At 64.2% G+C, this 24,454-nt stretch carries 23 protein-coding genes and 1 pseudogene; 13 read left to right on the forward strand and 11 right to left on the reverse strand.

The features are described from left to right. Positions 1–132: 132 nt before the first annotated feature. The 3 genes from ACVWWN_RS22175 to ACVWWN_RS22185 all read left to right on the forward strand — a co-directional run bounded on the left by ACVWWN_RS22175 (position 133) and on the right by ACVWWN_RS22185 (position 3,059). A complete protein-coding gene (locus ACVWWN_RS22175; protein WP_457145767.1) occupies positions 133–1,161 on the forward strand; it encodes an alpha/beta fold hydrolase in 1,029 nt (342 codons plus the stop codon). A 202-nt stretch (positions 1,162–1,363) separates the two neighbouring features. Next, entirely contained in the window at positions 1,364–2,566 is a 1,203-nt protein-coding gene (locus ACVWWN_RS22180; protein ID WP_457149230.1) for a cytochrome P450, read from the forward strand. Positions 2,567–2,849: 283 nt separating this feature from the next. Beyond that, complete coding sequence (locus ACVWWN_RS22185) at positions 2,850–3,059, forward strand: hypothetical protein (RefSeq protein ID WP_457145768.1); 210 nt, start codon at positions 2,850–2,852, stop codon at positions 3,057–3,059. 127 nt (positions 3,060–3,186) lie between these two features. Here the strand turns inward: ACVWWN_RS22185 and ACVWWN_RS22190 are convergent. The 7 genes and pseudogenes from ACVWWN_RS22190 to ACVWWN_RS22220 form a co-directional block, all read right to left on the reverse strand. Beyond that, positions 3,187–4,398, reverse strand: a pseudogene (locus tag ACVWWN_RS22190) (MCE family protein). A 291-nt stretch (positions 4,399–4,689) separates the two neighbouring features. Then, on the reverse strand, positions 4,690–6,045 hold the full coding sequence (locus ACVWWN_RS22195; protein ID WP_457145769.1) for a dihydroorotase: 1,356 nt from the start codon (positions 6,043–6,045) through the stop codon (positions 4,690–4,692). Beyond that, entirely contained in the window at positions 6,024–7,169 is a 1,146-nt protein-coding gene (locus tag ACVWWN_RS22200; RefSeq protein WP_457149231.1) for an aldehyde dehydrogenase family protein, read from the reverse strand. Before ACVWWN_RS22200 ends, ACVWWN_RS22195 begins: the two co-directional genes overlap by 22 nt. A gap of 54 nt (positions 7,170–7,223) precedes the next feature. Further along, a complete protein-coding gene (locus ACVWWN_RS22205; RefSeq protein ID WP_457145770.1) occupies positions 7,224–8,228 on the reverse strand; it encodes an amidohydrolase family protein in 1,005 nt (334 codons plus the stop codon). Further along, positions 8,225–8,842 carry a cysteine hydrolase family protein gene (locus tag ACVWWN_RS22210; RefSeq protein ID WP_457145771.1) on the reverse strand — a complete coding sequence of 206 codons (618 nt, stop codon included), beginning with the start codon at positions 8,840–8,842 and terminating at the stop codon, positions 8,225–8,227. The genes ACVWWN_RS22205 and ACVWWN_RS22210 overlap by 4 nt, the downstream gene beginning before the upstream one ends. Then, entirely contained in the window at positions 8,839–10,599 is a 1,761-nt protein-coding gene (locus ACVWWN_RS22215) for a CocE/NonD family hydrolase (RefSeq protein WP_457145772.1), read from the reverse strand. The genes ACVWWN_RS22210 and ACVWWN_RS22215 overlap by 4 nt, the downstream gene beginning before the upstream one ends. Before the next feature lie 92 nt (positions 10,600–10,691). After that, positions 10,692–11,972 carry an MFS transporter gene (locus ACVWWN_RS22220; RefSeq protein ID WP_457145773.1) on the reverse strand — a complete coding sequence of 427 codons (1,281 nt, stop codon included), beginning with the start codon at positions 11,970–11,972 and terminating at the stop codon, positions 10,692–10,694. Positions 11,973–12,083: 111 nt separating this feature from the next. On the opposite strand from ACVWWN_RS22220, the gene ACVWWN_RS22225 reads away from it, so the two are divergent. The 3 genes from ACVWWN_RS22225 to ACVWWN_RS22235 all read left to right on the forward strand — a co-directional run bounded on the left by ACVWWN_RS22225 (position 12,084) and on the right by ACVWWN_RS22235 (position 14,651). Continuing rightward, positions 12,084–12,929 (forward strand): alpha/beta hydrolase, encoded by an 846-nt coding sequence (locus ACVWWN_RS22225; protein WP_457145774.1) that lies wholly within the window; start codon positions 12,084–12,086, stop codon positions 12,927–12,929. Further along, on the forward strand, positions 12,926–13,918 hold the full coding sequence (locus tag ACVWWN_RS22230) for an asparaginase (protein WP_457145775.1): 993 nt from the start codon (positions 12,926–12,928) through the stop codon (positions 13,916–13,918). Before ACVWWN_RS22225 ends, ACVWWN_RS22230 begins: the two co-directional genes overlap by 4 nt. Positions 13,919–13,979: 61 nt before the next feature. After that, positions 13,980–14,651, forward strand: a complete 672-nt coding sequence (locus tag ACVWWN_RS22235; protein WP_457145776.1) for a GntR family transcriptional regulator — start codon at positions 13,980–13,982, stop codon at positions 14,649–14,651. Positions 14,652–14,726: 75 nt separating this feature from the next. On the opposite strand, the gene ACVWWN_RS22240 is transcribed toward ACVWWN_RS22235, so the two are convergent. Then, the gene (locus ACVWWN_RS22240) at positions 14,727–15,173 is read right to left on the reverse strand and encodes a hypothetical protein (protein ID WP_457145777.1); all 447 of its coding nucleotides are present in this window, start codon (positions 15,171–15,173) and stop codon (positions 14,727–14,729) included. Between the two features lie 326 nt (positions 15,174–15,499). Here ACVWWN_RS22240 and ACVWWN_RS22245 point away from each other — a divergent pair, with 326 nt between their 5' ends. Then, positions 15,500–15,745 carry a hypothetical protein gene (locus ACVWWN_RS22245; RefSeq protein ID WP_457145778.1) on the forward strand — a complete coding sequence of 82 codons (246 nt, stop codon included), beginning with the start codon at positions 15,500–15,502 and terminating at the stop codon, positions 15,743–15,745. Positions 15,746–16,130: 385 nt separating this feature from the next. On the opposite strand, the gene ACVWWN_RS22250 is transcribed toward ACVWWN_RS22245, so the two are convergent. Next, positions 16,131–17,045 (reverse strand): alpha/beta fold hydrolase, encoded by a 915-nt coding sequence (locus ACVWWN_RS22250; RefSeq protein ID WP_457145779.1) that lies wholly within the window; start codon positions 17,043–17,045, stop codon positions 16,131–16,133. Between the two features lie 303 nt (positions 17,046–17,348). On the opposite strand from ACVWWN_RS22250, the gene ACVWWN_RS22255 reads away from it, so the two are divergent. Further along, a complete protein-coding gene (locus ACVWWN_RS22255; protein WP_457145780.1) occupies positions 17,349–17,612 on the forward strand; it encodes a YdeI/OmpD-associated family protein in 264 nt (87 codons plus the stop codon). A gap of 113 nt (positions 17,613–17,725) precedes the next feature. Here the strand turns inward: ACVWWN_RS22255 and ACVWWN_RS22260 are convergent, their stop codons facing one another. Continuing rightward, entirely contained in the window at positions 17,726–18,112 is a 387-nt protein-coding gene (locus ACVWWN_RS22260) for a hypothetical protein (RefSeq protein ID WP_457145781.1), read from the reverse strand. Positions 18,113–18,586: 474 nt separating this feature from the next. Here ACVWWN_RS22260 and ACVWWN_RS22265 point away from each other — a divergent pair, with 474 nt between their 5' ends. Next, positions 18,587–18,952: an RNA-binding S4 domain-containing protein gene (locus ACVWWN_RS22265; protein ID WP_457149232.1), complete on the forward strand. Its 366-nt coding sequence runs from the start codon at positions 18,587–18,589 to the stop codon at positions 18,950–18,952. Positions 18,953–19,004: 52 nt separating this feature from the next. Here ACVWWN_RS22265 and ACVWWN_RS22270 read toward each other — a convergent pair whose 3' ends face one another. Continuing rightward, positions 19,005–19,661 (reverse strand): hypothetical protein, encoded by a 657-nt coding sequence (locus ACVWWN_RS22270; protein ID WP_457145782.1) that lies wholly within the window; start codon positions 19,659–19,661, stop codon positions 19,005–19,007. A 419-nt stretch (positions 19,662–20,080) separates the two neighbouring features. On the opposite strand from ACVWWN_RS22270, the gene ACVWWN_RS22275 reads away from it, so the two are divergent. The 4 genes from ACVWWN_RS22275 (at position 20,081) to ACVWWN_RS22290 (ending at position 24,440) form a co-directional block, all read left to right on the forward strand. Next, the gene (locus tag ACVWWN_RS22275; RefSeq protein WP_457145783.1) at positions 20,081–20,701 is read left to right on the forward strand and encodes a pyridoxamine 5'-phosphate oxidase family protein; all 621 of its coding nucleotides are present in this window, start codon (positions 20,081–20,083) and stop codon (positions 20,699–20,701) included. 901 nt (positions 20,702–21,602) lie between these two features. Continuing rightward, entirely contained in the window at positions 21,603–22,748 is a 1,146-nt protein-coding gene (locus ACVWWN_RS22280; protein ID WP_457145784.1) for an ABC transporter substrate-binding protein, read from the forward strand. Between the two features lie 99 nt (positions 22,749–22,847). Next, positions 22,848–23,594 (forward strand): ABC transporter ATP-binding protein, encoded by a 747-nt coding sequence (locus ACVWWN_RS22285; RefSeq protein ID WP_457145785.1) that lies wholly within the window; start codon positions 22,848–22,850, stop codon positions 23,592–23,594. A gap of 15 nt (positions 23,595–23,609) precedes the next feature. Next, positions 23,610–24,440: an ABC transporter permease gene (locus tag ACVWWN_RS22290; RefSeq protein ID WP_457145786.1), complete on the forward strand. Its 831-nt coding sequence runs from the start codon at positions 23,610–23,612 to the stop codon at positions 24,438–24,440. Positions 24,441–24,454 lie beyond the last annotated feature (14 nt).

Genomic DNA, 24,454 nt, shown 5'->3' on the forward strand with positions numbered 1-24,454 from the left:
CCCGCTCGTATTCGTTAACATCACCGATATCAAGGCATTTCGGACGCAGTAGGGCTACTGAAAGTACGCCAGGATCCGGCCGTGCCGATGGTGCGCAATCAGGCGCATCCCACGATGAGGAGGTGCCATCCGATGGATGAGTTCCCGCAGGACTACCAGATCTTCGACCTGGGCGATGTGACGCTGCAGCACGGCGCCACGCTGCGCGACGCCAAGCTCGCATACAAGACGTACGGCGAGCTGAACGCCGACAAGAGCAACGCGATCGTGTACCCGACCTGGTACTCGGGGCGTCACTGGGACAATGAATGGCTGATCGGGGACGGTATGGCCCTGGACCCGGCGAAGTACTTCATCATCGTCCCCAACATGCTGGGCAATGGGCTCTCCAGCTCACCGTCGAACACGCCGCCGCCCTATAACGCCGCCCGCTTCCCTCACGTCACCTTCTACGACCAGGTGGAGCAGCAGCACCAGCTGGTGACCTCGCTCGGGATCGAGACGCTTCCGCTCGTGACCGGCTGGTCGATGGGTGCCGGGCAGACCTACCAGTGGGCTGTCAGCTACCCCGACATGGTCCAGCGAGCGCTTCCGTTCTGCGGCTCCTCGAAGACGAGCGAGCACAACGTCGTGTTCCTCGAGGGGGTCAAGGCTGCCTTGACCGCGGACGCCGCGTTCAAAGAGGGCTGGTACACCGAGAAACCGGCCAAGGGCTTGCGCGCGGCCGCCCGGGTGTACGCCGGCTGGGGATTCTCCCAAGCCTTCTTCTGGCAGCAGGAGTACAAGAAGATGGGCTACGCCTCCCTCGAGGACTACCTCGTCGGCTTCTGGGAGGGATTCTTCCTTGATCGTCGCGACCCCAACAATCTGCTGACGATGCTGTGGACCTGGCAGAACGGCAACGTCGGTGCGACGCCCGGCCGCAGTTTCGACGGCGACCAGGTCGCCGCGCTGAAGACCATCAAGGCCAAGATGATCGTGTTGCCGGCGATCAAGGACCTCTACTTCCCGCCCGAGGACGAGGAGTTCGCTGTCGGCCACATCCCCAACGCCGAGTTGCGCGTGATTCCGGGCATTTACGGCCACTTCGCGGGCGGCGGCGCCAATCCGGACGACATCAAGTTCATCGACGACGCCCTCAAGGAGCTCCTCGCTAGCTGAGGAGCTGACCTACGCCGCTGTCGTGCGGCGGCTCCCGGGTTGAAGCGATCCCGGCGCTACGACGTTTTCAGGGGTACGGGAGATCCGCCGGTCGTGGCGGTCGCGGCTGGCTGCCTTGACGCGGGTCGCGTCTCGACAACCCATAGGAGCCGATGTGAACACGTCCGCGGCGAGTGACGCCGCCAAGGTACTGGCCGATCCCATGGCGTACGCCGACGACGAACGCCTGCACGCGGCGCTGCGCCATCTTCGGGTCAACAATCCGATTGCGTTGGTGGACAATCCGCCCTACCGGCCGTTCTGGGCGATCACCAAACACGCCGACATCATGGCCATCGAACGCGACCACAATCTGTTCATCAGCGGGCCTCGGCCGGTACTGGAGCCCGAGGAACGGGAGGCTTTGCTCAAGATGCAGCAGGAAGCGGGGACCGGCATACGCACCCTGGTGCATATGGACGGCCCGCACCACCGCAAGATGCGCGCGATCGGCGCGGACTGGTTTCGACCGAAGGCCATGCGTGAGCTCAAGGCACGCGTCGACGGACTCGCCAAGCGGTATGTGGACAAGATGCGCGAGATCGGACCCGAGTGCGATTTCGTCACCGACATCGCCGTCGACCTCCCCCTGCACGTCATTCTGTCCTTGCTGGGCTTACCTGAATCGGACTTCCCGCGAATGCACAAGCTGACGCAGGAGTTTCTCGGCGCCGATGACGTCGAACACCAGCGGGGCCAGGCAGCCGAGAACATGCTGGAGGTGCTGCTCGACTTCTTCAACTACTTCGCCACGCTGACCGCGTCGCGCCGCCGGGAGCCCACCGAAGACCTCGCCTCGGCCATCGCCAACGGGCGCATCGACGGTGAACCACTTTCGGAAATGGACACCGCGTCCTACTACTTGATCATCGCTACCGCCGGCCACGACACCACCAAGGACGCCATCTCCGGCGGACTGCACGCGCTCGTCGAAAACCCCGGCGAATTGGACCGTTTGAAGCACGATCTGTCACTGATGCCGACGGCGGTCGAGGAAATGATCCGTTGGTCCACGCCTGTCAAGGAGTTCATGCGCACGGCCACCGCCGACACCACGGTCCGAGGGGTCGACATCGCTCAGGGAGAGTCGGTGTACCTCGCCTACGTTTCCGGCAACCGCGATGAGGACGTCTTCGACGACCCGTTCCGCTTCGACATCGGCCGCGACCCCAACAAGCACCTCGCCTTTGGATCCGGGGTACATTTCTGCCTCGGCGCCGCGCTGGCGCGGATGGAAATGAGTAGCCTCTACGCCGAACTGCTCCCCCGGCTGGAATCGATCGAGCTTGCGGGTGAGCCGGAACTGTCCGCGACAACGTTCGTCGGTGGTTTCAAGCACCTGCCGGTTCGATACGCGTTGAGGTGACGTCGGCCTGCCGTGCCCACCGTCAAGACGCGCCGTCCATCTGCGTCGCCCTTCGCCGAAATCGATTGCGCATTTTGCGACACCCGCCAGCCGGTTCCTCTAATTTGACAACTGTCGGTATCGACTGGCTTGCGGAGGGGCTCAGAATGCGAAGTCGACGCAGAATTCCCCGCGATATTCTGATTGCCGCCGGTGCTGCCGCGTCGATGCTCATCGGCAGCGCAGTCACCGCGCACGCAGCCCCACCGACGCCTACCCCGGCCAGGACAGCGCCGAATGGACGGTGACCGACGGCTATTTCCTCAAACAGAGCGACTGCACCCCAGATACACCGGGTGATCCGCTGTCCATCACGTGGGACCCGCCGGGCTTCATCCCCGGGATGGGCGGAGCGGGGATGGTCAACGATGCGAACCCGGCGCTCGGCGGTCACTTCTCAGCACGGTGGGAGCCGGCACCCGGCTATTGGGCCGTCCAATACGAATTTTGCTGACCTCAGCCGATTTTCAGCTGACCGGCCATAAGAAGCACAGTTGTTGCTTCGGTACGCACGTTCCAGACGGTAAAACGCACGGTCACCCAGCCTGCCGTCGGCGCCGAAGTCAGCTCTGCGATGGCGATCAGGGATTGATGGTGTTCTCACCGACCTGACGACCCCACACGTAGTCGATCACGCTCGGCTGGCCCAGTTCTACGTGGTTGTACGGCGCTATCGAGGACCCGGTGTCCATCACCAGGTACGGCGCCGGCCACAGGTCACGGGTGATGGGCTGCCAATAGCCCGGCCTGCCCTCCGGGCCACCGCGCGCGTTGGTGCGCGGCAGGTTGTCCGGGTAGACGTCGGGGTTGCCCGGTCCGACGATCTCGGTGTGAGTGACGGCGGAGTAGCCGTTTTGCCCGGTATCTGCGGCGACCCTGGGTTCGACGTCGTGGAAGTTGCGGATGGTGCAAAACAGGTCCGGACTGTACGCGTCAAGGAGCTGGTGGTGGGAGTGAGGTCTCCGGCGGCCCGCACCAGGTACGCACCGCCGCGGTCGAAGATGTCGCCGCCGGTGTAACCGAACCCGATCGCGGCCATCAGCGCGAAGTCCAAGTTGCCCTGTTGTTCGCTCAACGTGTCCGCGGTCGTCGCCGCGTTCTGCAGGCTGTCCAGCAAGGCCGGCGCCGAGGTGGCGTACACGTCCGCGAGGTCGGCCAGCAGGTGGTTGTCGCCATCGACCTGGGCTACGCGCGGATCGAGGTCGGCGAGAATCTGGTCACCGTTGACGATCGACTGACCAAACGGCTCGCCGAGGCCGCCAAAGTGCTTGCGCGGTGGCGTTGAGGGTTTGGTCCAGCTTGATCGGATCGACCTGTCGAGCCAAATCCTCGACTGCCTCGAACAATGTGTCGAATTCGGTACTCACCGTCGTCACGTCGATCGGATCGGACGAGGAGATACGCTGCAGCGACTGGCGTTTCGGATTAGTCAGCGACACGTGTTTGTCGCCGAACAGTGTCGTGGCGCTGATCGTGGCCCCGACGTTCGGGGATCAGCGCGAGATATCGGGGGTCGACTTCCAGCGTCAGCTCGGCCTCCTGCTTGCCGCCGGCCTCGATCGCTTTTACAGCGCCGACACGACCGATCTGCACGCCGTTGTACGTCGCCTTGGCGCCAGCATCCATCTCCAGGCCGGCACGCGAGGCCAGCATCGTCAACGGCGTGCGCTCGTCGAAGTAGCCGTTCGCCTGAACGCAAACCAGTTGAAGATCAACGCTGTCCCGACGGCCGTCACGAACGCCGATGTCTTGAGCGGAGGATCGTAGCGCCAGAGTCGGAAACGCCGCCTCAACCCCAAAGCCGTCGCGGCAAAGTTGTTTCCTTCCGGACCTGCCTATAGTCGCGGCGGTCCGTCTGGGTTGAACACCTCATCGCAACGCCAACGCCGGCGGCATTGCAGCCACCAGTTCAGGTCAAACGCAAGGCTGCGCCGTTTGAATCAGCTTGGGCCGGTGTAGCGGAAGTCTCATCTAGGTAATCGATGCGAATGAGAGCTCACCGATGTCGGTATTTCGGTTCCTACCAACGACGTTGCAGCACGACCTGAAATCCAGTCGGATGAATTCGGTATTGAGGCGCGTTCCTAGTGTCCGCGCGCTCCTCCCCCTTGGATGAATTGCCCGGTACGGTCGTCGGCGGGCTTGCCTTCCTCGGCCACGAGCCGACCGCGCAGATACGTCTGCACGACGCGGCCGGTCAGTGTTCGTCCATCGAAAGGGGTCCACCCCGCCTTCGACAGCACATCGGCATTGCGCAGTGTCCGTGTTGCCGCGGGATCGACGAGGACGAGGTCTGCGTCGGCGCCGGGCGCCAGCCGGCCTTTGCGTGGCCACAATCCGTATGTGCGTGCGGGATTGAGGCTGTAGACGCGGGCGATATCCTCGTAGGCGAGATGGCCACGCGCCGCGGCGTCGAGGAGGACGGCCATCGTGCTGTCCAGCCCGGGCAGTCCGAAGTGCACCTCCCAGATGTTGCCTGCGCTCTTGTGCGCCAACGTCGACGGCGCATGATCGCTGGACATGTGGGTGAATACGCCGCTGCGCAACAGCCGCCACAGCTGCGCCTCGTCTTCGTCGGTGCGCGCCCGCGCCGGCGGCGTGAACTTGCGAAGCGCTCCGTGCTCATGAACCTCGAACTCGCGCAGCAGAAAGTACTGCGGACAACCTTCCGCAGCTATGGTGGCGCCCTTGGCGCGTTCGGCTGCGACATACGCCGCGACTTCGTCATTGCTGACATGGGCAATCGTTGCGCGCGCGCCGGTACGGCGGATCAGCAGCGCGGCCACCGCAGCGGCCACCAACTCCGCGTCACGGTTACGCCACTCGGGCAGCACACCGGGGTCGTCACGGCGCTGCCCGCGCAGCATTGTCTCGGCGGCCTCGGTCAGCGACTCATCCTCGCAGTGCAGCAGGCTGACCGCCCCCATCAGTGCGGACATTTCCAGGTGTGCGCGGAGCGCTGCGGCGTCATGACCGGCGACGCCATGTGTGGTGCACGTGAAAACCTTGAAGAACGTCACCCCGGCCTCCCACAGTGCCGGCACCTCGGCGACGGCGCCGGGCCAGGCGTGGGCGGCCAGACCGAAGTCGACGTTCGAGCGATCGGCCAGATACTCGACTTTGTCGGCGAGGTCTGCTGTGGTGCGCACCGGACGCCCGTGCGAGTGCTCGACGATGGTCGTCACTCCGGACGCGGCCGCAGCGCTGGTGCCGGTCGGGAAGTCCTCACGTTCGGGATCGCCCGGATCCATCAAGTGCACGTGGGTGTCCACGCCGCCGGGCATGACCAGCAACCCGGACGCGTCGACGACGGTGCGGCCCTCGCGCAGCGACGGGCCCATCTCGACAATGCGCCCGTCAGCGACGGCGATATCTGCCCGCCGACGGCCATCCGGTGTGACGACAGTGCCACCCGCAATTACGAGTTCCGGTTTGCCCATACCTGGCTCCTTACCGAATAGCGGAGGTCCGCGACAGCACCGAACCAGTCGAAATCACCGCGAGATGTGTTGATGATCGGGCACTGCTGTTGGGTATGGGCACGAAATGCCTCGATACCGTTCTCGGAGCCGATCCCGCTGTCCTTGAAACCGCCCCACGGTGAGGCCGGGTCGATGCGGTGGTGATCGTTGATCCAGACGATGCCGATACCCAGCCGTCGACCCACCCGCACAGCCCGACCGATGTCACGAGTCCACACCGACGCGGCCAGACCGAACGGCGAATCGTTCGCAGGGCGCACCGCGCCGGCTTCATCGTCGAACGCGGTTATCACCGAAACCGGACCGAACACCTCCTCGATCCACAAGTCGTCGTCGACCCCCACGTCGGCGACGATGGTGGGCTCGTAAAACCCCCCGTCGGAGTACGCAGTACCCTCCGGAATTCGGCCGCCTGCCAGCACCCCGCCACCTTGGCGGCGCGCGCGGTCGACCGCTTCTGCGACCCTGTCGCGCTGCGCCTGCGAAACCAGCGGGCCGATCTGGGTCTGCACATCGAGCGGGTCGCCGAGGCGCAAGTTCCCGGTGCGCTCGACAAGGCGGCCAACAAACGCCTCGTAGATGTTGCGTGACACCAGTATTCGTACGCCCTGCACGCAGGTCTGCCCGGTGGCGATGAACGCGGCGCACAACGCCTCCGCGACCGCTTCGTCGATATCGACGTCATCGAACACGAGCACGGGCGCCTTGCCGCCCAATTCGGCAGTGATCGGAATCAACGCATGCCCCGCGGCGGCGACGATGACACGTCCCGTCGCGGTACCACCTGTGACGTCAAGCTTGGCGATACCGCGATGTTCGGCGAGCGCTTTACCGGTGCTGGTCCAAGTCCCGGAACGAAATTCAGCACGGCCGATGGCACCCGGCGTCCTCGAGCAGCATGACGAGCCGACGGGGCACCAACGGACCCAGCTCGCTGGGTTTGAGAACCAACGAGTCTCCGCGGCCAGCGCCCGTCGTCTAAGGCGGCCCGTCCGGCCCGCACAGCGAGGTCGACATCGTCGGCCGTGCCGTCGGCGACGGTGTGAACCAGCTCGCCCGTGGCCGGATTTCGCACATCGAATACTCCGCCGTCGGCGGCGGCAACGTCCTTGCCATCGATGTGCAGCAGGATCGGTTCAGGCATCCCCGGCTTCCGGGTCGAGGGCAAACAACCGGTCGGCGTTGGCCGCGGCGACCGCCGACAGCTCATCGACGGGACCGGAGAAGCCGTCCAGTTGTTCGGTGAACGTCCCGCCCGCCATGTCGAACGGCATGTCGGTGCCGAACATGACCCGGTCCGCGCCGACACGGTCGATCAGCCACCTGGTGGAGGCGGTGCTGTGCGTCAACGAGTCGTAGTGAAATCGACGCAGATACTCACTGGGAGCGGCGGCCGCCATACGTGCCTCAGGCCGGACCCGGTGACCGTGATCCAGCCTGCCGATCTGGTAGGGCAGATGCCCGCCTCCGTGCACGAGAACAAAGTCCAAGTCACTCATCTCATCGAGAGTGCCCGACAGAATGAGCCGCGACGCGCTCAAAGCCGTCTGCCATGGGTTGCCCTGCAGGTTGGTCAGGTAGAAGTCGTCGAGCCCAGGCGACGAGCCGACGTAATACGGGTGCAGAATCAGGGGCACACCAAGGTCAGCGGCGGCTAGCAGCACCGGGCGCATCGACGCGCCGTCCAATGGCACACCCTCGATGTGCGGTCCGATCTGCGCGCCGCGCATGCCCAGTTCCGTTACAGCGCGCCGTAATTCGGCCGCCGCCGCGGTGGGATCCTGCATCGGCAGCGTGGCGAGTCCCGCGAATCGATGTGGTGCCTGTGCGACCATGGCGGTGATCGCGTCGTTGATGGTCTGCGCCGCCGTGACTGCGCCGTCGGCTTCAATCCAGTACAGGAACAGCGGTGGCGCAATGGACAGCACCGCCACATCCGTTGCAGAAGCGTCCATTTGAGCCAATCGGGCTGGAACATCGTGGAACGCGTCGAGTAGCGGATATCGATAGCCCTGCCGGTGGACCACCATTGGTTGCGGACTGCTGTGGTCGATGGTGATGCCATCGGGGGCCTGACCAGAGCGCATGCGCTCGACCAGCGCAGGGGGGATCACGTGGGCGTGGATGTCGACGACCCTCACAGCGCGCCCAGGACCTCTCGAGCCGTGGCCGTCCAGCCGAAGGCTTGGCGGATCAAATTCAACGCCGCCTCGTGCAGCGACCGATCCATCGTGTCGACACAGTCCTCGACGACGACGGGTGCGTAGTCCTTCGCATTGGCAGACACGGTGGTGGCCAGCACGCAGCTGTTCGTGTTCACCCCGGTGAGCAGAACGGTGTTGATGCCGCGAGCGCGCAGGACGAAGTCGAGTTCGGTGGCCACGAACGCGTCGTACCGCTTCTTGTTGAAGACGACGACGTCGGCCGGATCGAGCAATCCAGGCATCACCTCGAGCCCCGGGCTGCCCGGAAGCTGGTGTGCCAACACATTCGAGCGGGTGGCATCGGTACCCGCGATCCGCTTCCACCACGGATTTGACGCGATCTCGCTGACGTCGTGGTAGCTGGTTACCACGTGGATCACTGGCACGCCGACGCGGCGGGCGCCGTCAATCAGCACCTTGTTGGCCGCCGTGACGCGCGCGGCGGCTTCCGCGGGCAGCGGCATGGTCGCAACTGCGGGGTCGAGGTGACCGCGGTGCATGTCGATGGTGACCACCGCCGTGGTGAGCCGATTCAGCGGGATGTCGCTCACGAGTGTGCGATGTCCTCTCGGTCGGAACTTGCCGGGATCACCGGCATCAGCAGATAGGGCTCCCAGCCGGGTTCGGCAAAGATGGTGACCGTGCCGTCGTATTCGGGCTTGTCCCGGTCGCCGGGATGCTCGTGCCAATACGGTCCACTGCCGGTCTGCGGGCGTCCGTAATGATGCTTGGGGTTGGGCAGACCGTGGTTGTAGTCGGTGCCCTCGATGGTCAGGCCGAGCACGTAGCCGGGCGGGATCACGATCGACGTCGGCCACACTTCGACCTCGACTTCGTAGACTTGGCCGGGGACCAGCTTCTCAATGGTGTCGTGGGTGTGCCAGGGGCGATACGGCAGGCTCCGATCGGGGTCGGTCTTGCGCTGCGAAAGCCGCAGCCAACCCTGAGTCAACGGGGCCTTGGGCTCCATCGCCGAGGAATACAGCACCTCGTTGGCGTCGGGGTCGAAGAGGCTGACGGTCGCGAAGATGTCGGCGTCGGACGTCGACGAGCTGACGAACAGCTTCAGCACGACGGGACCTGTCATCTCGGTTTCGGTGGAGAAGGGTTCGGTACGGAACGACAACTTGGTCATCCGTGGCTCATACGACGCGGACGCCGTGTCCTGCCTGGGCTTGGTAGAGAGTGCTTTTCGCGCTGGATCGAGGTAGTACCTGGTCCACTGCGTCCGCGCGATCGGCCACTCGCCCTCACTACGCTCGACAAACTTGTCGATGTGCCGAACCTTCAACTGCACCGGCGGTGTGGCGTCCCAACCGTTGTCTTCGCCTTTGAGGAAGTGGTCGAAGAACCTGCGTTGGAGGTCACGCCCGTAGGGGGTGTAGAACTCGGTCCAGTGTTCGTAACCGTGGACCTCGAGCCACTTCTGCGGCGACGTGGCCCGCATGAAACCCTCGATGTTGCCGCGTAGATGCAGTGCGACACCGCCCCAGTTGCCCGCTGAGAGCAGCGGAACGGTGATCTTTTCTAAGTCAACGGAACGTTCGCGGTAGAACTCGTCGTCCAAAGGATGCTTGTTGAACTCGACGCCGGGGTCGATCCGCAGTCGCTCGCGTTCCTCTGCCGGCACCACCTCGTCGCCGGTCACTCGCCGCCCGGTGTTCGGGTTTACGGGCGCATCGGGGTTACCGTACTGAAATGGAGTGACCTGCGCCGGCATCCACGAGGGCATGAACTCCGAGACGAGTCCGCCTGAGCGCGCGTACTCGCGATAAAAATCGTTGGCACCCTCCCATGGTGCGATGGCCGCCAGGTGCGGCGGATGCAGGGCGGCGACGTGCCACTGATTGGTGGCCAGGTACGAGATGCCGCTGAGGCCCACCTTTCCATTGCTCCAGCTTTGTGTGCCCGCCCACTCGATCGCCTCGTAGAGGTCCTTGGTCTCGCGGGCGGAGAAGAAACTGATTTCGCCTGGGGTGCCGCCTGTTCCGCGGCTGTCGACCCGCACCAGCACGTACCCGTGTGGCACCCACTGCTCGGGATCGGGGTACTCCCACGACTGGTATTTGTTGGACGAACCTTCCAGCGCCTCAGGATGTTCGGTGGCCAGCGCGTTCCACTGGTTGGCATAGGCGAGCTGAAACGGCACACCCTTCGGATACGGGCACATCGCAAGCAACACGGGATGCGGCTGATCGTCGTCCGGCCGGTAGACGTCGGCCGCGAGCAGCGTTCCGTCGTCGACCGGAATCTTGACATCCCAGTCGATACGCATGCCATCGCGGACCTCGGACTTCATCTCCACCATCAGCGTCTCCTTGCGTCATCGATTGCATCGCCGGCCACCGCGACGAGCGTTGTCACCTAGCGATAATTGAAGTTACTCGGGCACAGTTCTTTTCAGTGATGGGTAACGCCGACCTTCGCCGTGGTCAGTTCACCCGTCTTCAGGAACAGCAGCGCGGCCACACCGACAAACGGGAGGATGGTCAACTGCACGACGCTGGCGCCGCCCCAGTCAAAAGCGTCATGCAACAGTGCGAAGAGATACCCGGCCAATGCAGACGGAAGGTACCAGGAGCTGACGAACACGCCCGAGACATGCCCCACCCGCTCCGGCCGCACCGCGCGCTGCATAGCCGAGTAGGTGTTGGTGAACAGCAGTCCGCTGCCCGTCGTCCCCATCAGGAACGACAGCACCGACTGGCCACCCAGGCTCGTCGGTCCGTGGAAGAGTAGGTACCCGATGACGGCGCCGCCGACGAGCGAGGCCATCAGGATCCAGCGCTGGTTGAACCGGTCACCGAGCAGTCCGGCCGGTATGCCCATCAATGCGCCGAGACCGAACATGCCGGCCGCCGTCCCGGCGTCCACCACCGGGAATCCAAGCTCCTGCTGCAGATAGGTGGGATACAGGCCGAGGTAGCCGTAGACCGACACGCCGGCGATCGCAGCCACCACCATCAACATCAGGACGTTGCGGTTGTAGAGCTGCGGGGGGACATGCGCCAGCACGCGGTCGGAGTCGCCCTCTTCCACGATTTCGGACTGCTCGGTGAAACGCTTGCTGACGACGCCGGCGATCACCACAGCGAACACCAAGCCGGCGACCGCGAAGATGTAGAACGGCGCCTGCCAGCCCATTGAATCGGCGAGGCCGGCTCCGAGGCGCGGCCCGAGGAAAGCGCCGACGCCATAGGCGAAGTTGAGGCCACCGATGGCCAGCGCCCGGTTCTTGAAGAAATAGGCGCCGACGGCGGCGAACAACGCAGCGTTCTGAATGGCCTCTCCGACGCCCGAGAGCGCTCGGTAAATGAACATATCCGCGAAGCCGACGGACACCGCGGTCAGCGCGGTGAACACGGAGTAGGTGACGATGCCCAGAATCACGACAGTCTTGCGTGTGTAGCGGTTGAGCAGGTATGCGCCAGGAATGCCGGCCACGCCGATGCCGAGGGTGAAGATCGTCGACAGCAGACCGCCCTGGCTCAGTGAGAACCCGTGGTCCGAGTTGATCATCGGCAGCAGTGCAGGGAACACCTGCCTGTCCATGGCATTGGTCACGTAGGAGCCGCCCAAGACCAGAAAGAAGACCAGCGCGATGCCGAGCGGCAGGCGCGGGAGAGCGATCTGAGCCGCTAGTTCGGTCGGACGGCCGGTTTTTCCTACGCTACCGCTCACGAGGGCCTCCACGGATTGGGTTAGTCGATTGTATAAAATCCACAATGCGTTGTGTCAATATCGATGATGACCGTAGTGGGTGTGGCGGCCGTCCGGAGAGGTTTCGTAGTGATGGAACTTGTTGAGATCCCGACAAGCGGCACGCCGCTGATGGGGCTCATCTATGAACCAGAGGAAGGCGCCACGCGGGCGTCGGCTCTGTTGATGCACGGCAACGGGATGAACTTCTACAGCGGAGCGCTGCGGTTCCTGCCGCCAGCGCTACTCGAGCGTGGAATCGCAAGCCTTGCCTACAACCGCCACGGGCATGACACCGTGAGCTGCTCGGCGCGTGATCCGGAAGGCAATGCCTACCAGACGACCGCCCAGGCGATTGCCGACAATGGCTGCGCGGCTGACTTTCTGGGGAACCGCGACTACGGCGCTCCGATCGTCATCGGTCACAGCAACGGGGGCATGCTTGCCGCGCGTCATGTCGTCCAGCATCCGGAGACACCCGCTCTGGTGCTGCTGTCGGCCCATTGCGGAGGAGCTGAAATGGTGCGCCGCGCCTCGCGGCTCGGACTCTTCGCCGGCGAGCAACTCGACGAATTCATCTCCCGGGCCGGGGAGCTCGTTGCTTGTGGGCACGGTGACCGGTTGATGACGATGCCTGGTTGGTATTACGTGACGACCGCGGCATCTTTCGTCGACGCGCTGACCAACTCGCCGATGCTTCTCGACGACGCGGCCAGTATCGCGTGCCCGGTGCTGTTCATCCGGGGCTCGCAAGAAGATCGCGATCTCTACCCCGCCGAAGCCTTCGCCGAGGCGGCCGCGGGTGAGGTCGAGGTTCGGATTATCGACGACTGCGACCACTTCTACACAAGACACGAAGAATTGGTCAGCGCCATCGTGGCAGAGTGGCTGGACAATGTCATCGCGCGGCCGCGGGTACGCGAAGCGGAGCACCGGTGAACGGCGCCCGCGTGGCGGTCGCATCGCTGGGGGGCACGATCACGATGACCTCCTCGCGTCCCGATGGACGAGACGTCGCACCGGCGCTCGACGCCACCGACCTAATCCGACTGTTGCCGGATTCGGCCGTCGCCGACGTCCAAACCACGACATTGGCGAGCATCCCGGGTGCGTGGCTACGGTTCGAGGATATCGCCGAAACCCTTGACTGGGCGCGGTCGGCGGTGCGCGCCGGCGCCGGCGGTGCGGTGGTGGTGCAAGGTACCGACACCATCGAAGAGACCGCCTATCTACTTGATCTCTACTGGGAGCGCGCCGAACCTTTGGTCGTCACAGGCGCGATGCGGTCCGCTCATGCGCTGGGCGCCGACGGTCCAGCCAACCTGGCCGCGGCGATCGCAGTAGCTGCCGACCCATCGTCTCGGGACAGGGGTGTCCTGGTGGTGCTCAACGACGAGATACATCACGCAACATGGGTGCGCAAGAGTCATTCCAGCGCGCCAAACGCGTTCTGCTCCCCCGTATTCGGCCCTACGGGTTTTATCGCCGCCGGGTATCCGGTCTACGGCGGACGATCCGCTCGGGCACTGCCGTTGCCGAACCGCCCTGCGGCGCCTGCGCGCGTTGCTCTCCTGGAAACCACCCTCGGCGACCGGGGTGAGCTGCTCGAGATGGTGGCGACGGCCGGCTACGACGGCGCCGTGGTGGCCGGATTCGGCGTCGGCCATGTGTCGGCGGCATTCGCCGACGTGATCGAACGCGCATCACAATTGTCCGTCGTCGTCGCGTCGCGGACCGGAGCCGGCAGTACCCACGAGTCCACCTACGGGTTTGCCGGCTCGGAATCCGATCTCATCTCGCGCGGCGCAATCCTGGCCGGCTGGCTGGATGCTCGCAAAGCGCGCATCCTGCTGTCCTGCTTACTCGGGGCGGGTGGCAGTCGTGCTGACATCCGCGGCGAGTTTCATGTCAGGGGACGGATGTCCTGACGCGTAAACTCACCCCAAGAATTTCGCCGGCGACACAGCCGATGTCCGGAGGTCAGCGATAATGAGTGGTCAGCAAGGACGCCGAGAGCGGCCGAACCCGACCGCGCACAGCTATGTGCTGGAACACCTTCGCCGGGCGATCTTGGACGGGGATCTTCCCGGTGGAACGCGGTTGCGGCAGGTCGAACTCGCCTCCGAGTTCTCGGTGAGTGTGACACCGGTCCGTGAGGCGCTTCGCGACCTTGCCGGTGAGGGCTTGGTGGTCTTTGATCCGCATCGGGGCTCCACGGTTCGCAGCCTTGATCTGGGCGAGGTCCGTGAAATCTACGAGATGCGAGTCGCGTTGGAGCCCATCATGGTGCGACGAATGGTCGGCAGCGTCGAGCCCGAGCGGCTGAACGAAGCGGAGCGGCTGATACGCAAGATGGACCGCGTCAAGGATCGCGGCATCTGGTCGGAGCTGAACTGGCAGTTCCACGCATGCTTCAACGACACCGATAAAACCAGTCGTCTGGCCACTACCCTGAACGGCTTGCGGGACAGCGCATCTTCCTACGTCGGCCTGTCACTGCAGGCAAGTCCGGACCGCCGCGCCGAATCCAATCTTGAACACGCCCAGATTCTGGATTCCTATCGCCGCGGTGATACCGAGCGGGCGATCGAGATTTCGGTTCAGCATATGAGGACCACGCTGTCGACCATCGAGCACGCGCACGATGAAGGGTTGCTCTGAAGGTCGGCGCAGCGCCTGGGTCAATACCTGACGTTGTGTCGCAACGCTTTTGCTTTCCTCCGATATGTGATCGAATCACTGGCCCGAGACCGAGCCGGGAGGTAGGTCGACACCGATTTCGTCGCAGATCGGCGGGATGATGATGAGGGCTCCGCGTGGACTGCAGAACGGATGGGGACCCACTGGAGGCGGCGGAGGGGGTGCCGCCGGCAGCGGTGGCGGCGGTGCTGCCGGGTGAGGTGTGCCCGACCACGGGTAGATGGTGTTGGTAGCGACGTCGACGATGCCTTCCGAGTTCCAGTACCAGTCGTGGCAGACGTTCCAATCCCAGGACAGCACCTGGCTGCCCGGAATGGCGGGGTCGCCGGGGCACCAGTGGGTACAGGTCAGTCCCTGCGCACAGTTCCCACCCTGATAGCTGGGGCCCTCAGCGGGTGAGATACCGGCGCCCAGTGTCAGACCGGCCATTGCCACGGCGCCAGATACTGCGACTGTCGTCGCGAACCGCGAAAGTCGGTTCATGGACGGTTCCGTCCTTCCGTCGGGCACCGCCCCATTGGCGTTGCCGGCGTTCAGTACAGACCATCGGCGCGGCTACCGATCCCAATATTCGAAATTCTGCCGGCGTACAAAATCGAGCACGAACAATCGATGTGCGCCCAGGTGGCCCATCTGTCGATGCCCTCGGTAGTTGCTGCCGGGGCGCACGGTCGACGCGAATGGTGCGTTGCAAAGTGTCCGAGGCCGGCAAGTCCCGGTGTGGTGCCCTGGCTTGGGGCCCGTTGTTGTCGGTGACAAAGCGGCCGGTCTCGGAAACCAATGGTTAGCTCCGCGCCGCAGGACATCGGGTGCCCGACGCCGCCTATCACGCCACATTGACGGCTGTTGGCCGCTATCGTGAGCCGGTGGAGGGCACGCCATTCGGCCGCTATCAGCTGATCGAGTTGCTGAGCCGCGTTGGCATGGGCGAGGTTTGGCGGCCCTACGACAGCACGATCGGACACGGTCGACGGTACGCTGGCGGCGGGTTTGTCGTGTTTGGTGAGCTCCACGGCGGCGGCCACACCGCCCGCCCACGACGAGGTTCACGATGAACATCAGTGCGCCGGAAAGATTCTCGCTCCCGGCAGGTGCTGTCTTCGCGTTGGCGATAAGTGCATGAGCGTGTTCCACGGGGCTGACGGAGTCATCACGCTGATGTTCGCCGGCGACAAGTGGACACGCAACGAAGAGGGTACCCGTTACCGGCGTAGTTGGACGATCCGATCGCGGTGCTGACCGGCCGAGGCAAACAAACCGTGGCGGCGGGAAGCGATTGCGCCGGCGGTGGTGACTTCGAGGACAGGTTCGAGCGCGCGGGCGGTTAGCCTGACCGGGGCGCGGCGAATATCGCATCGCTACGGACCCTGTCGGCAGATGACACTCCTCGCCACACTGACTGAAAAGTCAACCCGCACTTGCTTGAAACCCTTTCGACGGTCAGTCCGCCTCTCGATGACGCTGCCAGAAGCCGGAAAGTTCTTCGCAGATGAAGTCGGTCTTTTCTTCGAAGACCCAATGGCCGCATTCATCGATCACGCCGCCCTCCGCGCTTACCGAAATCGCCTTGGCGCTGTCGCAACAGTGGGCGCCGAAAGAATGCACTCCACCCCAGGCCAGCATCGGTACGGTGAGCTTGAGCTGTGTCAGTTCTGCTGTCTGGGTTGCCATCTGCGGGATGTAACCGTAGAGGTTGAGGCTCGCACGGAGATTGCCCGGTTGGCGCATCTGCATCACGTAGCGCTCGACCTCTTCCTCGGGGATCGCATCGGGGTCGTACGCGAAATCGCGGAAAAAGTGCCGCAAGTACCGATCCTCCCGCCCCTCGACAAGGAAGGTGGTGACGTCCATGTTCATGTGCATGGCCAGATGCCAGTATGGGACGCGGGGATCGACGTAGCCAGGGTAATCCAGCCCGAAGAACGGCGTTTCGATCGTGGCGAGCGTCAGCGCGCGGTCGCCCGCCAGGTAAGCCAGCGCGACAGAAGCCGGGCCACCCAGATCATGGCTCAGGATGTGGAATCTATTGACGCCTTCCGCGGCGAGGAGTTCGATCATGTCTTGAGCCATCGTCTTTGGCTCGTAACCCGAAAAGGGCTTGTCGCTGTCGGCGAAGCCGCGTAGATCAGGAACGACGAATCGATACCGGTCGGTGAGCCTGTCTATCAGCGGCAGAAATTCGCGATGATTCTGCGGCCACCCGTGCATGCCGAGGACCACCGGTCCTTCGCCGGCCACGATGTAGTGCAGATTGATGCCGTTTACAGCTGCGCGTTTGCTGACGCTCTGGATCATTGCTGCCCTTTCGCGTGATTTGTGCCCGTCGAGATGCTCGCCGGGATAGCCGGGCAGCATCAGAGGAGACCGCGGAGACTTCCAACCGCGGCAGACTCCGTGGGAAACGGCGTTGCCTACGCATCGTGACATCCAACGCTGCGACTGTGCCGCTTGGTCCTGGTCACCGCCTGGTCACTCGCCGACCGTACACCGGCGACTGGATGACCAGGCGGAATTGACCATGCCATGCCCAGGTCAGCTCCTCCCGCTGTCGCATGCATGATTCCGCTGAGGCACAGTCGTTCGGACCGCTTCACAGCAAGCGAGAATTTGGTCTCGGACATCCTCATACCGGCCTGGGCAGGCTACTACGCTGGCGCCATGAGCAACCAGCAAGTGCCCGGCGGCGCGGTGCACAAGCTGCCCGCTGACCTGCGCAACGCGCTGACCGCCAACGACACCGCGCTCGCTGCCTGGAAGGACATCACGACCTTGGCGCGAAACGAGTTCATTTGTTGGGTCGAAGATGCCAAGCAAGAGGCGACCCGACAGCGCCGCATCCGGCGGACGCAGGAAGAGTTGGAAGAAGGCAAGCGTCGGCCCTGCTGTTGGCCGGGGTGCAAGCACCGCAACACCTCCGGGTAAGCACCCAGCGGACATCGGTCACCACCTCTTCCCGTTCGGCACCAATCCAATAAGACCTCGACTCCACGCGGCCCTCCTGTCAGTGGCCAGCAAGCGCGGTACAGGGTACGGCGTCACCGTCGAGCGTTGCGAGCACGCGCAAAGGACCTTCCGACGCTCCCTCGGCTGATCACATAATGTGCCACCGGTTCGGTCAGCGTGTTGCGTATCGCGCGGCTCAGCCCGCGGGCCCCATAGACGGGATCGAACCCGACACGCCGCAGGAGGTGAACGACACCGGCGTCCACCTCCAAGTGGACATTGCGTCGCTTCAGCTTGCGTACCAGTCCGTCTATCTCCTTGCGGGCGACCAGTTCTACGGTGCCCGCATCGAAGGCGTCGAACACGACGGTCTCGTCGATCCGGTTGTAGAAGGCCGGTCCGATCGTGGTGTTCGAGGATTCCTGCATTTCCGACTCGAACAGACCCCAGGTGCGGGACCCCTCCGGGGCGAACGACATAGGTGATCGGCACCCCGGGCGGCGTTGGCGGCGTCGGCGAACCGCTTGCCCTCGCGCCGCCGCCGACGGACGCCAGCAAAACCTGTTGCGTTCATGGGCGGGGGTGAGTAGACCGGCTGGCGAATAGACGGAGACCGTGTCTCAACGATCGGTCACGTGCTCCACACCCGAGAGGTGCACGGCCTGCCCGGGTTCGCCGGCAGCAATCGCTGTTGCCCCTTCAAAGTTCTTGCCAAGATCGGGCCCTGTGGCGGATCACTCGTGTCGGTGACGCGCCGGCGAACCCCGTTTACGGGCGGTGCGCGACCGATCCGTCCCGGCACACGAAGCCTTTTCCGCAATTTCCTCTTGATTGTCCGCACTGCCGCGACACGCGGCTTCGCCACGCCCGCAGGACCGACTCGCCATGGCAATCACCAGGGGCACGGAGACGGAAGGATGACGCTCCACCGGCAGCGGTCCATGATGGATGTCGTGGAAGCGACCCGCGTGGATCGGTGGTTGTGGGCGGTGCGGCTGACGAAGACCCGGCCGGACGCCGCAACGGCGTGCCGAGGTGGGCATGTCCGGGTCAACGATCGGCTGGCCAAGCCGTCGACGATGGTGTCTCCCGGTGACGAGGTGCGTGCCCGGGTCGGGGACACGACGCGGATCGTAGAGGTGGTACGGGTGATCCAAAAGCGGGTCGGCGCGCCCGACGCGGTGACTTGCTACCGCGATCGAACACCCGCGCCGCCCGCGACGCCGTTCGTTCCGGTGGCGGCCAGGGATCGCGGTGCTGGGCGGCCCACGAAAAGGGATCGCCGGATGCTGGACAGGTGGCGCGCGAGCCAGCCGTGATCGGCGTCGGGTAGTCGAGCCTCGAGCCTTCGCGGCCCGGCGGGTAGATCGGTCAGGGCGTCGGCGGAGCCGGCTCGATTGCCAGTGGTGCCGCCGGATCGGGCCCCGGTGGTACCGCCGGATCGGCTGCCGGCGCCGCCGGAGCAGTTCCCGGCGGCGTGTCGTAGTACCCCGGCGGGGGTGGACCGTTCAACGGGTAGTACCCGGGCGGCAAAGGTGGTCCCCCTGTTGGAGGACCGGTCGGCGAGGCGGGAGTCGAGGATGAGGGGTCGGTCAGCGACGTGTATCCGGGCGGAAGCTTCGGCGCCGGACCAGCTCCGGGTGGCGGTGCGAATGGCTGGCCTGCCTGGTCGGGATCGGCCATCCCCTGGGGACCGTCGCGGACCTCGTGCCAGATATCTCTGAGGCTCGCGATTGGGCCCGAGCCGGATTGACCTGAGCCGTAGTGCGGGTCCGCGATCTCTGGCACCGTTGGCGGACCGACGGGCGGCGGCGGCGGCGGACCCACCGGTGCATCCACCGGGTCGGCGACGGGCTGTCCAGGTGGCGGGACCGCGTCAGGCCCCGCTGGCGCAGGCGTCGGCAAGGGCACCGCAGGATCCGCCCCGGCCTGGCCGGCCAGGGCCAGCGCGGCGCCGGCGACGATCACACTCGCAACGGCGACCCTCGCGGCGTTGGCGGCGGTGATGGCGCGCTGTCGTTCGGTCATCAATTCCGGTTGTCCTCTCTGGCGGTGCCCGCCGTCGACTCCCTTCCAGGAGCGGCGTGGGAGCCGGACCCGACTTCCGAGCAAGGCTAGCGCCTTACCCGTGCGGCGTCACCTCGTTCCAGCAGGATCTGACGCGCACGAGCCGCTGTCATCCGGGGACAGCCATGCCTGGACGCTGTTCACGCATCCACCACAACAGAGATTGGCCCTCATCGAACGGCAAAACGCCCAATCCGCTCACTATCAGTGAAAGCACCCTGACGCCCCGGACTGTGCGCATCACGTCCGTGGTCCTGCGCCGGCTGGCTGCGCTGATTTCCGGTTCCGCTCTAGCGTCGAGACAAGTGGTCGCTCGGAAAGCCGAACGGCCCAGATAGCAGGCGGGAACCTCAACCGCCATTCACCAGAAGATGGGAACCATGACAGACCCGACTGGCCAGCCGCCGGTTTGGAACTTCGAAGATTCATCGGCGAACAGAAGGAGTGCAACCGGGGCATCACAGCTCGCGGCGAGCGGCGATGCGAGCGTCATCGATGCCCTGGCAATCATCGAGAACTACCGCACCTGTGAGTTCACCACGGTGTTCCGCGACGGGTCGCCCCGGACATGGCCCGTCAGTTCGCTGCTCCTTCGACATGGCCGCCTGCTGCTCTGTACGAGCATCGGATTCCCCCAGAAGGCGTTCAATATCCGGCGCAACCCCAAGGTCAGTCTGCTTTTCTCGGATCCGACCGGTAGCGGACTATCGGACTCGGGCGCCATATTGATCCGCGGCGACGCTGTTGCCGAGGATCGGGTCATTGCCGACATGACATCCTCACCGGAACTGGTCGATTTGATGCGGATAGTCATCGAGCGGCAGCCTTCGAGCAAGTTCATGAGCTCGTTCGCCGGACGGCTGCTCTTCCCATCTTACTACTGGCGCTTGGCGATCTACGTGATCCCAGTGCACGCATTCTCCTGGCAAACAAGAGATTTCGCTGCACCACCAGAGCGCATCCACCTGAAGGAGCTTTGCCATGTGGCATCAGGCCGCTGATTCGATCGGCCGTTTTCCTGAGGTGATATTCACGGCGTTGAGCTTCGACGGATACCCCGTCAGCGTTCGGCAGCGATCGCCGCACTATGACGCCGAGACCGGTGAGATGCGAGTGCGCATTCCGGCATCCGTAGCGGTGGTGCCCGGCCCGGCGAACCTACTCGCCCACTATCACGACGAGAACCTCTGGAATCTGACGATGATACGGATCAAGGGCCGCGTCGAACGGCGGTCGGATCACTGGGTTTCACCAGTACGGAATTCACTCCACCGCCGCAGGGAAGACTCAAGTCCCGCTGGCTGATGGCCAAAGCTATGCGGCGTGCGTCTCGCCGATACCTCGCTACCCGCGACCTGAAACGGCCTGAAGTCGATTGGGCGACCATCAAGAACCTGCAGCACCAGGCCGAACTCGAGCGAACCAAGTCCCGTTGACAGTTCGGCACCGAACGGATCGCGGATGCGCCCCGGCTATGCCGCTCCCCTGTCGTGCTCGTAGACATCACCGCGGCATTGCCCGGAGGGGCGGGATGAGGCCGACGTCGTTTCGGTACTGATGTTGAGAACGGAAGCCGAATTCGCCCCACGTATTCATATGTCGAGAATCAGGCGGGACAACACCTCCCTCACTATCCCCATGACCCGCAGCGCCTGAGACTGACACCGCCCGGGCGGCGGTCGCTCGCTGATTTGCTGTATCTGCAAAAGGCCGCGGTTTGGGTATCGACGCCCACCGCCCGGTCAGGCGCATGACTCGCCGGTACGGGCAAAAGGGTTGAGCGGCGCGGACACTCAAGTTAGTGTTCTGCATACAACGGTATGTGCACACAGATGTATACCGAAATCTGTATACCGAATCGTCCGAGCACCCTGCTTCCCTCATCCCGGAAAGGCGGACAGCATGACGATCCCGATCGGAGCCAAGTTGCGCCTGAAGGCGACAGCGCTCATCGTCGGAACGGCTCTGATCGTGGCCGGCTGCGGTAAGGATTCGGAGGCAGCCGGACCCACCAGCGCTCCTACCGGTCCCCTGGTGCCGGCGCCGACACTGCAGCAAGCCGAAGCGAATCCCCTCTCGCCATATCCGTCGCAGCCGGGCAACCTGCCGAAGGTTGCTGTGGGTCAGTCCATTCCCGCGCTGTCCTTCGCCGCGCTAGACATCGCACAAGAGATGAACTTCTTCGGCTTCCTCGGCGTTGACGTCGACTATCAGCAGCTGCAAGCGGGCTCGACGATGCTGCAGGCCGTGTCCAGCGGCAGTATCAACATCGGTGACTCGGCTTCGACGGAGATCGCCACGGCGGCGGTAAAGGGCCTGCCACTGCAGGCGATCCAGAACACCATCATGATGACCCTGCAAGTGTGCGTGCGGAAGGCGTGGGCGCAAAGCCACGGCGTGACCCCTTCGTCACCGCTCGCTGATCGGGTGGAGGCCCTCAAGGGCGCGAAGATCGCCATCACCGGGCCGGGCTCGGTGTCCGACACCATCGCCCGGTGGCTTCTCAAGAAGTACACGCAACTGGACGCGAACAACGACGTCTCATTGATCCAGGTGGGCGGGGCGGCGTCCTTCGCGCCGTCCCTCGACAGCGACCGAGTGCAGGCGTTCATCCTCTCCGCACCGAACTGTCAGCAGGCGAAGGAAGGCGAGGTACTGATCCAGCCGACCGAGATAGAGACCTTTAGGAACTACACCCATGAGGTGCTCTACGTCCGTTCCGACTGGGCGAAGAAGAACTCGGACATTGCGACGCGCGTGGCGACCGCCGTCGCGATGGGCAACAACTTCATCCTCAAACATCCGACACAGGCGCTCGAGGTGTTGCAGAAGAAGTACCCGCAGGTCCCCCCATCCGTAGTGGCTAAGGCGTTCGGGGACAACATCCTGCCGAATATCCGTGGTGACGGAAAGTTCAGCGAGGAGATGTGGGCGAGCACGGGCCAGGTCCTCCAGGAAGGCGGGTTCATTCCCAAACCCCTGGATGTGACGGAAGGCGCCATTTGGACGAACAACTACATCAACGTCGAATCCGCGAAGGTCTACTAACGGCGTGCCGCGTCGGCGGCTACGCAAGGAGGTGCTATGGCTGACCACGTCATCCGCTTCGAGAACGTCGGGCTGATGTTCAGCGGCGGTGGCAAGTCCGTGCTCGCGCTCGACGACGTCTCCTTCGACGTTGACGATCACGAATTCACGAGCATCGTCGGGCCATCCGGATGCGGCAAAACAACGCTGCTACGGCTTTGTGCGGGACTGGAATTCCCGACGGCGGGCCGCGCTCTCTGTCACGGTAAGCAGGTGACGGAACTCAACACGGAAGTCGGGTTCGTCACGCAAGAAAGCAACCTGTTTCCGTGGATGACGATGTACCAGAACGTCGAATTCCCGTTGCGCGTTCGCCGAGTGCCGGTGCGCGAGCGCCGCGAACGCGTGATGGAGCACATTGAAATGGTCGGCCTCACAGGCTTCGAGGACCACTACCCCCATCAGCTCTCCGGAGGTATGCAGAAGCGGGCATCGATCATCCGGACGATGGTCTACGAGCCCGACGTGGTGCTGATGGACGAGCCGTTCGGGCCGCTCGATGCGCAGACAAAGATGCTGTTGCAACGAGATCTGTTGCGGGTGTGGAGCGTACGCAAGCAGACAATTCTGTTCGTTACCCACGACCTTGTCGAGGCCGTTGCCCTCTCGGACAATGTCGTCGTCATGAGCGCACGGCCCGGCCGTGTGAAAGGCCTCTTCCCCATCGGTGTCGAGCGGCCGCGAGACGTCTTCCAGATCCACACCGCGGCAGGCTTCGCCGAGGATTACGAACGGATCTGGTCATCCTTCAAGTCAGAGCTCGATCCCACCGCAGAGCCGGCCGAACGCGCGCCGGCCGGCTTCTGACGTCTCGGAGACATTGTGACTCTTACGGCACGGGCAGCGGTCGGTCAGGTGGTGCCACGCAACGCCCCGCGGCACCGCATACTGATAGCACGGGTCTGGCCCCCTTTACTCGTCGGCGTTGTTCTGCTGGGGATCTGGCAGCTGAGCAGCGCCTTCGGCCTGCTGAGTCCCGCGACATTCAGTGCCCCGAGTCAGGTCGGTGTGCGGATCTGGGGCGCACTCGGCGGGGCACCGATGTACGACAAGAGCATCTGGGAGAACGTCGCGGTGACGGCGCAGGCCGTATGCGTCGGCTATTTCTTCGGCGCGGTAGCCGGCGTCGTCATCGGATATGTGCTCGGCAGGGCGCCATTCGTCGCCGCGGTCTTCCAGCCGTACATCCGCGCGCTGGCCGCTGTGCCGAAGATCGCCCTCGTGCCCTTGCTGGTCCTCGTCTTCGGCATCGGGGTGCAGGCCGAGACGGCCAATGTCGTGCTCATGGTCTTCATCATGGTGGTATTCAGCACATTCTCCGGCGTGGCCGCGGTGCGCGCGGATTTCGTCAACCTCGCGCGAATCATGGGTGCCCGGAAGGTGACCGTTGCGACGCGGATCGTGATCCCGGCCGCGTTGCCCGCCATCATGTCCGGTCTGCGGGCCGGCGTGCCATTCGCGTTCATCGGCGCCATCACGAGTGAGTTCATCGCATCGTCGAGCGGTCTCGGCTGGCTGATGCAGCGGGCCACCGCCCAGTACGACCCGACCGGCCTCTTTGCGGCCCTCGTCTATCTGGTCGTGCTGGTCTGGCTCTTCGTCCAGGTGATCCACGTAATAGAGCGGCGCGTGCTGCGTTGGCAACGTCGATGAGCGGAGGCCCCACA

The organism is Mycobacterium sp. URHB0021 (assembly GCF_054057895.1).

Excerpts from the sequence above, each read along its gene's own strand:
- ACVWWN_RS22175 (WP_457145767.1), top strand. The coding sequence starts at position 133 with ATGGATGAGTTCCCGCAGGACTACCAGATCTTCGACCTGGGCGATGTG.
- ACVWWN_RS22180 (WP_457149230.1), top strand. The coding sequence starts at position 1,364 with ATGGCGTACGCCGACGACGAACGCCTGCACGCGGCGCTGCGCCATCTT.
- ACVWWN_RS22195 (WP_457145769.1), bottom strand. The coding sequence starts at position 6,045 with ATGGGCAAACCGGAACTCGTAATTGCGGGTGGCACTGTCGTCACACCG.
- ACVWWN_RS22215 (WP_457145772.1), bottom strand. The coding sequence starts at position 10,599 with ATGGTGGAGATGAAGTCCGAGGTCCGCGATGGCATGCGTATCGACTGG.
- ACVWWN_RS22225 (WP_457145774.1), top strand. The coding sequence starts at position 12,084 with ATGGAACTTGTTGAGATCCCGACAAGCGGCACGCCGCTGATGGGGCTC.
- ACVWWN_RS22235 (WP_457145776.1), top strand. The coding sequence starts at position 13,980 with ATGAGTGGTCAGCAAGGACGCCGAGAGCGGCCGAACCCGACCGCGCAC.
- ACVWWN_RS22240 (WP_457145777.1), bottom strand. The coding sequence starts at position 15,173 with ATGAACCGACTTTCGCGGTTCGCGACGACAGTCGCAGTATCTGGCGCC.
- ACVWWN_RS22250 (WP_457145779.1), bottom strand. The coding sequence starts at position 17,045 with ATGCTGCCCGGCTATCCCGGCGAGCATCTCGACGGGCACAAATCACGC.
- ACVWWN_RS22255 (WP_457145780.1), top strand. The coding sequence starts at position 17,349 with ATGAGCAACCAGCAAGTGCCCGGCGGCGCGGTGCACAAGCTGCCCGCT.
- ACVWWN_RS22260 (WP_457145781.1), bottom strand. The coding sequence starts at position 18,112 with ATGTCGTTCGCCCCGGAGGGGTCCCGCACCTGGGGTCTGTTCGAGTCG.
- ACVWWN_RS22270 (WP_457145782.1), bottom strand. The coding sequence starts at position 19,661 with ATGACCGAACGACAGCGCGCCATCACCGCCGCCAACGCCGCGAGGGTC.
- ACVWWN_RS22275 (WP_457145783.1), top strand. The coding sequence starts at position 20,081 with ATGACAGACCCGACTGGCCAGCCGCCGGTTTGGAACTTCGAAGATTCA.
- ACVWWN_RS22280 (WP_457145784.1), top strand. The coding sequence starts at position 21,603 with ATGACGATCCCGATCGGAGCCAAGTTGCGCCTGAAGGCGACAGCGCTC.